This window comes from Archangium minus (assembly GCF_044360475.1).
GTDB classification, from domain to species: Bacteria; Myxococcota; Myxococcia; order Myxococcales; family Myxococcaceae; genus Archangium; species Archangium minus.
In genome coordinates this window covers 6720672-6732841 of the sequence record NZ_CP043494.1, presented here as the reverse complement: position 1 = coordinate 6732841, position 12170 = coordinate 6720672, and the positions used below count along the sequence as shown (strand labels likewise).

Annotated in this window: 10 protein-coding genes and 3 tRNA genes; 8 read left to right on the top strand and 5 right to left on the bottom strand. The window is 66.7% G+C overall.

Annotation, left to right across the window (positions count from 1 at the left end; genetic code table 11):
* Positions 1 to 305 precede the first annotated feature (305 nt).
* The gene (locus tag F0U60_RS27330) at positions 306 to 1058 is read right to left on the bottom strand and encodes a tetratricopeptide repeat protein (protein ID WP_395803755.1); all 753 of its coding nucleotides are present in this window, start codon (positions 1056 to 1058) and stop codon (positions 306 to 308) included.
* Between the two features lie 93 nt (positions 1059 to 1151).
* Between F0U60_RS27330 and F0U60_RS27325 the strand changes: the two genes are divergently transcribed.
* The 6 genes from F0U60_RS27325 to F0U60_RS27300 all read left to right on the top strand — a co-directional run bounded on the left by F0U60_RS27325 (position 1152) and on the right by F0U60_RS27300 (position 4108).
* Positions 1152 to 1237, top strand: a tRNA-Leu gene (locus F0U60_RS27325).
* A gap of 85 nt (positions 1238 to 1322) precedes the next feature.
* The gene (locus tag F0U60_RS27320) at positions 1323 to 1976 is read left to right on the top strand and encodes a response regulator (protein WP_395803753.1); all 654 of its coding nucleotides are present in this window, start codon (positions 1323 to 1325) and stop codon (positions 1974 to 1976) included.
* Positions 1977 to 1999: 23 nt separating this feature from the next.
* Positions 2000 to 3367, top strand: a complete 1368-nt coding sequence (locus tag F0U60_RS27315) for an RsmB/NOP family class I SAM-dependent RNA methyltransferase (RefSeq protein ID WP_395803751.1) — start codon at positions 2000 to 2002, stop codon at positions 3365 to 3367.
* 74 nt (positions 3368 to 3441) lie between these two features.
* Positions 3442 to 3840, top strand: coding sequence for a hypothetical protein (locus tag F0U60_RS27310; protein ID WP_395803749.1), 399 nt, complete (start codon positions 3442 to 3444; stop codon positions 3838 to 3840).
* A gap of 54 nt (positions 3841 to 3894) precedes the next feature.
* Positions 3895 to 3967, top strand: a tRNA-Ala gene (locus tag F0U60_RS27305).
* Between the two features lie 68 nt (positions 3968 to 4035).
* Positions 4036 to 4108, top strand: a tRNA-Ala gene (locus F0U60_RS27300).
* A gap of 191 nt (positions 4109 to 4299) precedes the next feature.
* Here the strand turns inward: F0U60_RS27300 and F0U60_RS27295 are convergent.
* Both F0U60_RS27295 and F0U60_RS27290 read right to left on the bottom strand, forming a co-directional pair.
* Positions 4300 to 5478 (bottom strand): polyprenyl synthetase family protein, encoded by a 1179-nt coding sequence (locus tag F0U60_RS27295; RefSeq protein WP_395803747.1) that lies wholly within the window; start codon positions 5476 to 5478, stop codon positions 4300 to 4302.
* Positions 5479 to 5761: 283 nt separating this feature from the next.
* Positions 5762 to 6685 carry a class I fructose-bisphosphate aldolase gene (locus F0U60_RS27290; RefSeq protein ID WP_395803745.1) on the bottom strand — a complete coding sequence of 308 codons (924 nt, stop codon included), beginning with the start codon at positions 6683 to 6685 and terminating at the stop codon, positions 5762 to 5764.
* Between the two features lie 254 nt (positions 6686 to 6939).
* Between F0U60_RS27290 and F0U60_RS27285 the strand changes: the two genes are divergently transcribed.
* Positions 6940 to 8319, top strand: coding sequence for a TolC family protein (locus tag F0U60_RS27285; protein WP_395825462.1), 1380 nt, complete (start codon positions 6940 to 6942; stop codon positions 8317 to 8319).
* Between the two features lie 66 nt (positions 8320 to 8385).
* Positions 8386 to 8949 carry a phospholipid-binding protein MlaC gene (locus F0U60_RS27280; RefSeq protein WP_395803743.1) on the top strand — a complete coding sequence of 188 codons (564 nt, stop codon included), beginning with the start codon at positions 8386 to 8388 and terminating at the stop codon, positions 8947 to 8949.
* A gap of 103 nt (positions 8950 to 9052) precedes the next feature.
* Here the strand turns inward: F0U60_RS27280 and F0U60_RS27275 are convergent, their stop codons facing one another.
* Positions 9053 to 10234, bottom strand: coding sequence for an N-acetyltransferase (locus F0U60_RS27275; RefSeq protein ID WP_395803741.1), 1182 nt, complete (start codon positions 10232 to 10234; stop codon positions 9053 to 9055).
* Positions 10235 to 10238: 4 nt separating this feature from the next.
* On the bottom strand, positions 10239 to 11780 hold the full coding sequence (locus F0U60_RS27270; protein ID WP_395803739.1) for an aminotransferase class I/II-fold pyridoxal phosphate-dependent enzyme: 1542 nt from the start codon (positions 11778 to 11780) through the stop codon (positions 10239 to 10241).
* Positions 11781 to 12170: the final 390 nt, after the last annotated feature.

Here is a 12170-nt window from a genome sequence, read left to right as displayed (position 1 = left end):
CTACGCCCAGAGGGGTGACCCTCCCGCCCATCCTCCGCCGTCACCCTCGGCGTGCACCCCTCCACATCCTCCTCCTTCACCCGAGACTCCCGGCTGCCAAGCCCGTTGGCTCTTCACGTCCCAGGCTCGCTTGCCCGGTCCTATACCGGCCTCAGGAGCAAGGGACGTGCCCCTCTTCAAACCTGGAGAGGAGAGAGTGATTCCAGGGACTTGCAGCACCCTCCTCGGGAGGAGGCGCACCCGACTTGGCAAGAGTTGCAGCGTTCTCGGGTATGCTTCCAGTAGGAATTCCTGCCTGGAGGCGATCAGCGTCGCGGGTTGAACTGAACGCGCCGGCCGCCGCCACCGCCGCCGAGCACCTGGGGAGGAGGGGCCTCGAGGCCGAACTGCCACCACATGGGCTCATACGGCTTCATCTTCAGCCGCTTGTCGTTCTGGAGGGCAGAGAGGCTGCTCTTGAGCTTCTCGTCGGAGGGGTTGGCCTCCACGCCACGGCCCAGCACCTTGAGGGCGTCGTCCTTCTCCTTATTCTGCACGAGGCACCAGGCATAGACGGCCCACACCAGGGGCTCCTTCTTGCCGGAGGTCACCGCGGCCTCGAAGGACTTCTTCATCGCCCCGAAGTCCTTGCGCTGGAAGTACAGGGCGCCCTCCATGGCCTTGGCCATGTAGTTGCGCGGGCTGGCCTTGGCGAAGTGCACCTTGGCCCCGTCCAGATCCTTGGACATGTACTTCAACATCCCAATCTGGGAGTGGATCTCCGGGCCCACGAGGAACTGCCACTTCTCGTAGGCGAGTCCGCTTTCCAACATCTTGATGGCCCGCTCCACACGCGCCTGGGCCTCCTTCTGGCTGGTGGGCTGCCCCTGGAGCTCCTTCTGGACGGAGGTCATGAGGACCTGGAGCTGGTTGCCAATACGCCGGGCAAGCAGGAAGTACGTCACCAGGAAACCGATGGTACCGGGGATGATACCGGCCCAGATGGAGCCGATGCCGGTCAGCGTGATCCCCAGGGTAATAGCGACACCTACACCCAGGGCGATAAGAAGGTTGTACATGGCGCCCGTTTAGCGATCGTTGTGGGGGACCGCAATCTTCGGATGCGTCCGGCGCGGCATCGAGGTATACGTCTGCTTGTTCCAACCCCAAGGGGCCCTCTGTCGAAATTGGTAGACGAGGCGGACTCAAAATCCGCTGCGGCTGACCCCGCGTCCCGGTTCGAGTCCGGGGAGGGCCAATCTGGGGAGTTCTCTCGCCCGATGGGACGGGGCACCCCCCAACGCGTGCAGTGAGACTCCGGAGTGCTGGGTGGGAGGCCCCCGATGAAGGTTCTGCTGGTGGAGGATGACGCCAGTCTCCGTGAGGGGATGGTGGAGCTCATCTCCGAGCAGGCCGAAGTCCGGGAGGCCGGCAGTGTGCCCCAGGCGCTAGCGGCCCTGCGCGAGGAGCTCTTCTCGCTCGTCATCACGGATCTGCGCATCGGTGAGACAGGGGAGGGTGGGCGCATCATCCTGGAGGCGGCGCGCAAGCGGCTGCAGCCTGTGGCCATCGTCAGCGCGTCCACCGCTGACGAGGTGGTGCGGATGCTCCGGCCGCACGAGCCGGATGTGGTGATCGCCAAGCCTTTTCAGATCGACGACATGTTGGGGTTGGTAGAGCGTTTCGTCGGGCTGCGGGGCGAGGTGGAGCGAGCGGCGTCGGGGCCGGTGCCGGCGGAGGGCGCGTGGACGCAGGTGGCCGAGGGCATTCGGATGCTCGAGGAGCCAGGCGGACGCCTGTGGGTGCGGATGGCTCCTGGGACGAGCCACCCCCGGCCCGTGCATCGCGGGGGGACGGGCGTGATGTTGGTGGAGGGCTCGCTCGAGGTGGAGGGCGAGCGGCGGGTGGCGCGGCAATACTTCTATCTGTCGGCCGGACCGCGTGAGGCGCGGACCCACGAGGGGTGTCTGGCCGTCTCGCTGGCGCTGCGCGGGTAGCGGGCGCGGCAGAACGTTCAAGCGTGAAAACCCTCTGGCCTGACACATTCCTGGACGAGGAGCGCCTGGGGCGTCCCTCGCGGCGCGCGGCGACGGCGGCTCTCGAGGCGCACCTGGCGATCCTGAAGGGCGAGCCGCTGAAGGCCGCGCTGGCCAATGCCCTGCGAGACGCGGAGAGCCTGGGCGGACAAGAGCGGCGCTTCACGGCCCTGGCGGTACGGGAGATGTCGCGGCACCAGCGGCTGTTGGACCTGGCCTCGCGCACGTTGGGACATCCTCCCAGCAAGATCGGTCTGCTCGAGGATCAGGCGCTGGTGCGCTACGTCCTGTGGCGCAGGCTCTTCTGTGGCGCGAGCTGGGCGCGCATCGGCCCTGAGGTGAAGCTGCCCGGCCCTGTGCGTCCGCGCACCATCAAGGACGATCTCCTGGCGCGGGTGGTGGAGTCACCGCTGCCGGAGCCGGCGATGCCGGAGTCTGGACCGGAGCGGCTGGCGACACGCTACTCCTTCCCCAACTGGCTGGTGCAGCGGCTGGCGGAGCTCCACCCGGAGCCGGTGCTGGAGGCGATGCTGGCGGCGCTGGACGAGGATCCCACGCTGCACTTCCGGGCGCGTCCCTCGGGCACGCGGGCCGAGGTGCTGGCGCGACTGGCTGAAGAGGGCGTGGTCGCGGAGCCGGTGGAGGTGGCCCCGGACGCGGTGCGCATCGCCGAGGCGAGCCATCGCGTCTTCGAGACGCGGGTGATGAAGGAAGGCCGGCTGCAGGTGCAGGACGTGGGCAGTCAGCTCATTGTCGAGGCCTGCCGTCCGCTGGAGGGCTCGCTGTCGGGGCAGACGGTGGCGGACGTGTGCGCGGGGGCGGGAGGCAAGACGCTCGCGCTGGCGGACGAGGTGGGGAAGTCCGGTCGGGTGCTGGCGGGAGATCGCTCTCGCCGCAGGCTGGCCCAGGCGCGCGAGCGCGCGAGGGAGTTGTCCCTGCGCCACGTGTCCTTCCCCCATCCGCTGCCCATGGCTCAGGCGGACGTGGTGTTGGTGGACGCGCCGTGCAGTGGGACGGGCTCGCTGGCGAGGGAGCCGGATCAGAAGTGGAAGCTCACCGCGAAGTCGGTGGAGGAGTTCCACGACACGCAGTTGGCCCTGCTGGAGGAGCTCGCGGGCCAGGTGAAGCCCGGCGCGCTGGTGGTGTACGCGACGTGTTCGCTGCTGCCCGAGGAGAACGACGCGGTGGTGCGAGACTTCCTCGCCCGAGTGCCGGGCTTCACGGTGGAGCCCCTGGCGCCCCTCTTCGGTCCCGAGCGAGCCGCGGTGCTGTGCGATGGACCCTTCCTCAGGGCGCTGCCTCCTCGGGTGCCAGGCGGGGGCTTCTTCGCTGCCCGGCTCCGCAAGGGGTAGGCCCGCGGGGTTGACAGTCCCGGCGGGCGCACGCTACGCAGGCTTCAGGCTCTATTTCCGAGAGGTTGCGCCCGGTGGCAGCCGACCCCAAGCAGTCCGAGACCCTCCGTCAGCTCCAGGAGGCTTTCCAAACCGCCCAGACGCAGATGGCCCAGCTCCGCCAGCAGGTGGAAAAGCACGCCGAGCTGGCTCGGGTGAAGACGCAGCGCGACTTCATCCAGTCGGAGAAGGATCGCGCCCTGCGCGAGCTGGGCGAGGCGGTGTTCAAGCAGGTGCAGAAGGGCCGGCTGGAGCTCCCCTCCACGTTCGCTCCGCTGCTCAAGGCGCTCGAGCAGGTGCAGCAGAAGGCCGAGGCCCAGGCGCGGGAGATCGGCGATCTGCTCCAGGAAGGGGAGGAGGCAGCCCAGCGTTTGAAGCAAAAAAACGCAGGCGGGGCGAATTCGGGAGTAGCGCCCCGCACGAAGAAGTTATAAAAGGGCGCCGCTTTCGACGGACGGCAACCACTTCCCAGGTGGTTCCGAGGTTTTGGGGCTATAGCTCAGCTGGGAGAGCGCTTGAATGGCATTCAAGAGGTCACCGGTTCGATCCCGGTTAGCTCCACAGTAGAAAAGGCCCGTCAGGAAATCTGACGGGCCTCGTCTTTCCCCTCCGAGGGTACAAGTGAATATGGGGCTATAGCTCAGCTGGGAGAGCGCTTGAATGGCATTCAAGAGGTCACCGGTTCGATCCCGGTTAGCTCCACAATGAAAAAGCCCGTCAGGTCCAGTGCCTGACGGGCTTTTTTATTTGCTCGTTCCGATGCTCCGACTGGAGGCCGCTCCCGCGGGACGGGCGCGCGCACCTCGAGCCTGCGTTCGTCGAGTGGAGCGCAAGGGGAGGGGCCAGCGTCTGAGAGGTAGCTTCCGGGCCTGAGGCCCGGATGTCGTCGAGGCTCAGGCCTCGCGGATCATCAGCATCTGCAGCAGGTCGCGCAGCATCTGCTTGAGACCGCCGGCTTCCGGCAGGGTCGCGAGGATGCGCGAGGCGGCGTTGGTGGAGCGCTCGATGATGCGCTCGGTGGCGGCGCGGCCCTCGTGGAGCTCCACCAGTTCGCGCGCACGCTGCAGCATCGTCTCGTCCTTGGGGCCGGGGATGCAGAGCGTCTCGAGCTCCTGGCGGGCCTCGGGCGTCGCGCGGAGGTAGGAAGCCAGCAGGGGGAAGGTGCGCTTGCCCTGCGCCAGGTCCGAGTCCGTCGGCTTGCCGACCACGGAGGACTGTCCGTACAGGCCGAGCAGATCGTCGCGCAGCTGGTAGGCGGTGCCCACGTAGCGGCCGAAGCGCTCCAGCTTGTTGATCAGCTCCGGATCACCACCGGACAGCATCGCCCCGCACACGAGCGGCGCGGTGAAGCCGTACAGCGCCGTCTTCAGGTAGGCCACGCGCAGCGCGTGGTAGATGGACAGCTCGGAGAGCGGCTGGTGCGGCAGCCGGATGTCCATGTACTGCCCGGCTGCGGTGTAGCGGCACACCTTGAGGAAGTAGCGCGTGGCCACGTCCGCTTCCGGCAGGTTGCAGCCCAGCATCACCTCGAGCGAGCGCCCGTAGAGGTGATCGCCGATCACGATCGCGAGGTTCTCTCCGAGCCGCCCCTCGCCGAGCATCTTGTGGAGCGCGGCGCCCCCACGCCGCGTGTCCGCCTGATCCGCCACGTCGTCGTGGATCAGCATGAAGGTGTGCAGCAGCTCCGTGGCCGCCGCGAACCGCCACAGACCTGACGGCGCCCGCGTATCACCCCGGCCGAGCGCGTAGCCCACGAGCACCAGGCCCGGACGGATGCGCTTGGAGGGCCGCAGGCTGTAGCTGCGCACCTGCTCGAGCACCTTGTTCCACGCCGGATCCAGGTGACGCTCGTCTTCGAGCTCGAGGATCTGATGCAGCACGACCTGCGTCTGGTACTGCACGGTCTTCGCCCAAGAGACGAAGTCCACGGGAGACGCCGACTGCTGTTGCTCTGCCGCCGGAGTGCCGGCCGCCTGTGGAGACTTCCGCTCTTTCATGACGGGGTTGTTGGCAGCACCCGAGGTTCCGCGCGTCGGCATCGTATCCTGCACTGCGGCAACCAACGTCAGCATAGCGAACCTCCGGGGCTGGGCGGCTTGGGGGGTCGGGCAAGCCCCATGGACATTCTTTCCGGTTTTAATAGCAGAAAATTTTTATACAGGCAAATCCGTTTTGAGAGGAGAAATATTGCTCATCGAGTGAGAACGGAAGGCCTTCAGAGGGAAAAACCGGTAACGGGTCATTATTTACTCGTGTGTCTTTGCTGACCCACCCGTGTTCAATACATTGAGACTGCAATGAAGAAGCGGCCGGTCCCGAAGGATGCCGGCCGCGGAAAAACGCTTGTGGTAACGCCTACTTAGCGTTCTTGAAGATGTTCATCACATCCTTCAGCAGCTTCACGGACTCGTCGTGCGGACGCTGGAAGGCGTTGCGACCCATGATGGAGCCGAAGCCACCACCCGCGGCGATCTGACGGATCTCCTCAAGCAGCGCCGGGGTGTCCTTGTTCTCTCCACCGGAGAAGATGACGATGCGCTTTCCGTTGAAGGCGGATTTCACCACGTCGCGAATCCGCTCCTCCATGGTCTTTGTAGGGATGCTGTACTTTTCGTAGACCTTCTTGGCCTCGGCCTGCTCCAGGAAGTCCTTGGGCGGCTTGACCTTGATGATGTGGGCGCCGAGCTGGGCGCTGATCTGCGCGGCGTAGGAGATCACGTCGATGGCCTGCTCTCCCTCCTTGGAGATGCTGCCGCGCGGGTAGGCCCACAGCACCGTGGGCATGCCGTAGTCCTTGGCCTCGCGGATCAGATCGCGCAGGGCCTCGTACTGCTCGTTGCGGTAACCGGAGCCCGGGTAGATGGTGTAGCCGATGGCCACGCAGCCCAGACGCACCGCGTCCTTCACCGAGCCGGTGACGGCGGACATGGGGTGCTCGGGCTTGCCCAGCGTGTCCGAGTTGTTGAGCTTGAGGATCAGCGGGATCTCACCGGCGTACTTGCCGGCCACCGCCTCCAGGAAGCCCAGGGGCGCGGCGTAGGCGTTGCAGCCCGACTCGATGGCGAGCTGGATGTGGTACTCGGGATCATAGCCGGCCGGGTTGGGAGCGAAGGAACGCGCCGGACCGTGCTCGAAGCCCTGGTCCACCGGGAGGATGACCAGCTTGCCGGTGCCGGCGAGCGTGCCGGTGTTGAGCAGGCGGGCCAGGTTGGTCAGCGTGCCGGGGTTGTCAGACGGGTACCACGAGAGGATCTGCTTGACGCGGTCGGTATACGCCATGTGGCTCCTCGAAGTTCGGGGCGGAAGGCCCCTCTGCTTGACGGGCGCGGATTCTGCCTACCCAGAGGCCTTGTACCAAGCAGATCATTCGACTCTTCGTCACGGCGCGAACGCTCGGGATGCACGATCCCGATGACGGATGGGTTACGAATGTGGATGCTGCACCGCTGCGATCGCCCCGGGAGGCAGAGGGGCTCTGGGAGAGGCGAGTGGTGAACCGTAGAGATTCGCGACGTGTCCTGGGAGTGGGGTTGGTGCTCGCCGCGGCGCTGGCGGGAGCGCAGGAGCCCCCGGCTCAGGAGCCGCCTCCGGCGTCCGAGGAGGTGAAGCGCGCGCCGCTCACACTGGAGCAGCTCGTCCAACGCGCGCGCAAGCAGGACGCGCGGGTGGAGGAGGCGCGAGCGGAGCTGCGTCGGCTGGAGGCGCTCCTGCGTCAGGCGCGGTGGGCCTGGTTCCCAAAGTTCGAGACAACGATAGGCGCGGGGGGCCCCATCCCCGAGGCGCGCAACGACGGTCTGGGCGGTCCCCCGACGACAGAGGCCTCGCTGGAAGGGGATTTGAGGTTCGGCCGGATGGGGGTGACGGCCTTCCTCCAGTCGAATGCGGTGCTGCCGGTCTACACCTTCGGGAAGCTCCAGGCGCTGGAGAAGGCGGCGGAGCAGGGGCCCGTCATCGGCAAGGCGCTGAAGGCGCGCGCGGAGGACGAGGCGGGATTCCAGGCCGCACAGGCCTTCTTCGGCTACCAGCTGGCGCGCTCCGGGCTGACGCAGCTCGACGAGACGTCGAAGCGGCTGGAGGACGCGGCGCAGCGGCTGCAGGAGATGCTGAAGGAGAAGTCCGAGCAGGTCTCGAAGATGGACCTGTACAAGCTCGGCTTCTTCCGCAAGCAACTCGAGGCGCGCCGGATCCAGGCCGAGCAGGGCCGTCAGCTCGCGCTGGCCGCCATCCGTCTGCTGGCGGGCATTCCTCCCGGAGAGCCGGTGGAGGTGGCCGAGGCGGAGCTGGAGCCGGAAGGGGAGGTGAAGCCCCCGACGCTGGAGGAGGTCCTGGCGACGGCCGAGCAGAAGCGGCCGGAGCTTGCCGGCATCGCCGCGGGCATCGTCGCGCGCGAGAGGGAGGTCTTCATCCGCGAGCGCAGCTTCTACCCGGACTTCGGGCTCGCGGGCTTCCTGACGCTCCGCTACACCTCGAGCGCCACGCCGCAGCGGGATCCCTTCGCCTACGATCCCTACAATGAGCGCGAGGTGGGCGTGGGGCTGGTGGCCCGGTACACCTTCGACTTCCCGACGAAGCAGGCGCTGTTGGATCAATCGCGCGCGGAGCTCGACAAGCTGAGGGCGCAGCAACGGCTGCTCCAGGCGGCCATCCGCCTGGAGGTGACGAAGGTGCATGGGACGCTGGTGACTGCATGGGAGCGGGCCCAGGCGCTCGGTGATGCGGAGCGGGACGCGCGGCGCTGGGCCACGGCGGCCATGACGGCGTTCGATCTGGGCACCACCGGTACGCGCGATCTGATCGAGGCCTTCACGGCCTATGCCCAGTCGTCAGCCGACCGGGCGCAGAGCTGGCACGACTTCCAGGTTGCCCAGGCAGAGTTGACCCGGGTCACCGGCACCGCGCCCAGGGAGCCGTGAATAAGTCCGCGCTGCGGGCTGTCTTCCCACCCGTCTTCACTTTCAGCACTTTGGAGTCACACAGATATGTTCGCTTCCCTGCTCGCCGCCGTGCTGCTCACCGCCGCGCCTGGTCCTCTCGAGGTCGTGAAGTCCGGCAACACCGACGTCCAGAAGGTCGCCTCCACGAAGGGCGCCACGGCGGATCAGCTCTCCAAGGTGGTAGAGAAGTTCGTGGATTTTGGTGAGCTGTCCAAGCGCGCGCTCGGCGATACGTGGAACAAGCTGACGGCCGCGCAGCGCAAGGAGTTCTCCAGCACGATGGAGGGTCTGCTGCGCGCCTCCTACGCCCAGAAGGCGCTCGGCCAGGCCAAGGCGCAGGTGCAGTACGGCAAGGAGGCCGTCGAGGGCAACGAGGCCTCCGTGGACACCACGATGAACGTGAACCGGGACAAGTTCCCCGTGGAGTACAAGCTCTACCGCCCCAACGAGAAGGGCGAGTGGCGCATCTACGACATCGTCACTGATGAGGTGTCGCTCCTGGAGACGTACCAGGGCCAGTTCCGCAAGCTCCTGGCCGATAAGGGCTTCGACGGTCTGCTGGCCACCCTGAAGGCCAAGCGGGCGCAGCTCGAGAAGTCGGTGCAGTGACGCAATTGCAAGTGACGAAACGCGAAGACCCCACGTCCGACCCTCTCCTGAAAGAGGGGCGGGGTGGGGTCTTCGCGTTAGAGCCGACGGGGACTCGGGACGCCTACAGCGGCTTCTCGTAGACGCGGTACTGCTTGGAGCGCTTGCCGCCCATGGACTCGATAGCGCGGTTGACGAGGTGGTTGTCCTCGAGCGTCCAGGAGATCTCCCCGCCCTCGTAGCCCAGCTCGCGCGCCTTGTTCAGGGTGTCCAGGTAGAGGATGGCGTCCAGGCCGCGGCGCCGGTATCCCTCGACGGTGCCGAGCAGGACGAGGCGCAGCCGGCGGATGCGGCGCGAGGCCAGCAGCAGCTTCGCCAGGCCGATGGGCAGGCCGAACGTGGTGAGCCGGCCATTGGCGGCCTTGATGGCCTCGTTGGCGTCCGGGATGGTGAGCCCGAAGCCCACTGGCTCGCCCTTCACCTCGGCGATCAGCGCGAGCTCCGGCCGCACCATTTGCTTCAGATCGCGCGCCAGATGGTCGAACTCGCGCTCCGTCATCGGGACGAAGCCCCAGTTCTTATCCCAGGCCATGTTGTACATGGCCTTCACCCGGGCCACCTCGGCGTCGAAGTCCTTCATGTTCACCGGGCGCACGGTGACGCCCTCGCGCTGGCGGATCTTCTCCGCGATGCGCGCCACCTTCTCAGGAGGTGGGGTGGAGGCGGACAGCTCCCACGCGTACAGATCCTTCGCCTTGGTGAAGCCATTGGCCTCGACGAGCGCCGGGTACCAGGTGGGGTTGTACGTCGTCATGATGGCCGGCGGGGTGTTGAACCCGTCGATGAGCATGCCCACCTCGCCATTGGTGGAGTAGCTCATCGGGCCGATGACGGAGACGAAGCCCTTGGCACGCAGCCACGCGGCCGCGGCCTCGAAGAGCGCCCGGGCCACGCCGGCGTCATTCACGCACTCGAAGAGGCCGAAGAAGCCCACGTTGCTGCCATGGAACTCGTTGTAGCGGGGGTTGTTCACCGCTGCGATCCGCCCCACCACCTCCTTGCCCCGGCGGGCGAGGAAGAACTCCACCTCGCCGAACTCGAAGAAGGGGTGCTTGCGCGGGTCCATGAAGTCCCGGCGCTCCATCTCCAGGTGCGGCACGAAGTTCGGGTCGCCCTGGTAGATGGAGTAGACGAAGCGGATGAAGGCCGTGCGATCCGCCGAGGTGCGGACGGGAGTCACCTCCACGTCGGCGGGGAGGGGTGGCAACTTGGACTCGGGGTTCTGCTTCTCGGCGGCGACGGCCATGGTCTCAGCTCCTGTCCTCGTGCCCGTTGCGGATGAGGAGGTTGGCTCCCTTCTCCAGCAGCATACCGGGAAGGTTCGCGCGCTTCTCCCAGAGCTTCATCGGCATCTGGCCCAGCTTGCGGAGGTCCTCGGGCTGGAGGTTGGCGGCACGCCAGGTGAGCGACTCCACCGCGTCGAACAGCTTGCCGGCCACCTCGCGCGACGACATGCGCGAGAGCTGATCCAGCGAGAAGCCGTTGCCTCCGTTGAGGCCCGCGCTGGCGGCGGCCCACTTCTCCGACGCCTTGTTGCTGAGCACGAAGGTGCCCGGGCGAGCGATCTGCACCGGGGTGTACGAGGACGGCCGCGTCTGGGGGATGATGTCCAGCTTCTTGCCAATCTGCTCGAAGATGTCGAGCACCCGGTCCAGCTGCTCGTCCGTGTGCGTGGCCATGTAGCTGGTGCGGATGAGCGCGTGGCCCGCCTCCACCGCCGGCGGCACCACGGGGTTGGCGAACACGCCCGCCTCGTGCAGCGCCTTCCAGAAGCGGAAGCACTTCACCTGGTCGCCGATGTGCACCGGCACCACCGGCGTCACCGACACGCCCGTGTCGAAACCCATGGCGCGGAAGCCGTTGTGCATCTTCTCGGCGATGTCCAGCAGGCGCGCGCGCCGCTGCGGCTCGGCCTCGATGATCTCCAGCGCCTTGGTCGCCGCGGCGATCGACGCCGGCGTCATGGACGCGGAGAAGATGACCGAGCGCGACTTGTGCCGCATGTAGTTGATGACTTCCTGCGGCCCGGCCAGCACGCCGCCCAGCGACGCGAAGCTCTTGGAGAACGTGCCCATGACGAGGTCCGTCTCCGCCTCGAGCCCGAAGTACTCGGAGGTGCCGCGGCCCTTCTCGCCCAGCACGCCCATGGAGTGGGCGTCATCCGTCATCACCCGCGCGTTGTACTTCTTGGCCAGCTCCACGATGCGGGGCAGGTTGCAGAGGTCGCCCTCCATGGAGAACACGCCGTCGGTGATGATGATCTTCCCGGCCTTGGGCTCCTTCTCCGCCGCCTGCTGCAGCAGCTGCTCGAGGTGGTCCAGGTCGTTGTGGCGGAACTTGCGCTCGGTGGCGAAGGACAGGCGGATGCCGTCCACCAACGAGGCGTGGTTCTGCCGGTCCGCGAAGACGATGTCGTGGCGGCCCAGGATGGAGGACAGGGCCAGGTTCGTCTGGAAGCCGGTGGAGATGACCACCGCGGCCTCACGGTTGAGGAACTTCGCCAGGCGCTGCTCCAGCTCCTCGTGCAGGGCCAGGGTGCCGTTGAGCAGTCGCGAGCCGGAGCACGTGGTGCCGAAACGCTCCACCGCCTTGATCGCCGCCTCCTTCACCCGCGGGTCCGCGCTCAGGCCGAGGTAGTTGTTCGAGCCCACCATGATGATGCGGCGGCCCTCGATCTGAACCTCGGTGGCACCGAAGGACTCCTCGATGGACCGGTAGTACGGGTAGAGGCCCGTCGCCTTGGCAATGCGGTAGTCCTTCCAACTGCGGCACTTCTCGAACACGTCACTCATGGCGGTCTTCTCTTGTGCGGGAGATCCGGCTCCGCGAATCCGGGGCGCGCTTTCCTGCGGTGTTCATTGCGACCTGGGGCACCGCAGCGCGCGTCCTCCTCGGGGGGCTAGGCGTGGCCGTCAATATTGAGTCACCCTCCGAGTGTCAAGGCATCGACTGTCTGGAGGCCCGCGCACCCGCCAAGGGGGCCCTTCAGGGGGGATTGACACGTACAGGTATTCCCACATCCGAGCAGGCGAGTGCGCAACCGGTTGCACACTTGGGACTTGCCTGCCCTGGTTGGAAAACGACCGGGGGCGGATGGCTTCCTGCTTAAAAGGTGTTGGTCCCGGGATTCGCTGAGGCCGTGACAGGTGGCTGGAAGTTTGCTTTCTGCGGGCCTCCACTCG

Coding starts and splice junctions, on each gene's coding strand:
- F0U60_RS27330 (WP_395803755.1), bottom strand. CDS start 1,058: ATGTACAACCTTCTTATCGCCCTGGGTGTAGGTGTCGCTATTACCCTG.
- F0U60_RS27320 (WP_395803753.1), top strand. CDS start 1,323: ATGAAGGTTCTGCTGGTGGAGGATGACGCCAGTCTCCGTGAGGGGATG.
- F0U60_RS27295 (WP_395803747.1), bottom strand. CDS start 5,478: ATGCTGACGTTGGTTGCCGCAGTGCAGGATACGATGCCGACGCGCGGA.
- F0U60_RS27290 (WP_395803745.1), bottom strand. CDS start 6,685: ATGGCGTATACCGACCGCGTCAAGCAGATCCTCTCGTGGTACCCGTCT.
- F0U60_RS27280 (WP_395803743.1), top strand. CDS start 8,386: ATGTTCGCTTCCCTGCTCGCCGCCGTGCTGCTCACCGCCGCGCCTGGT.
- F0U60_RS27275 (WP_395803741.1), bottom strand. CDS start 10,234: ATGGCCGTCGCCGCCGAGAAGCAGAACCCCGAGTCCAAGTTGCCACCC.
- F0U60_RS27270 (WP_395803739.1), bottom strand. CDS start 11,780: ATGAGTGACGTGTTCGAGAAGTGCCGCAGTTGGAAGGACTACCGCATT.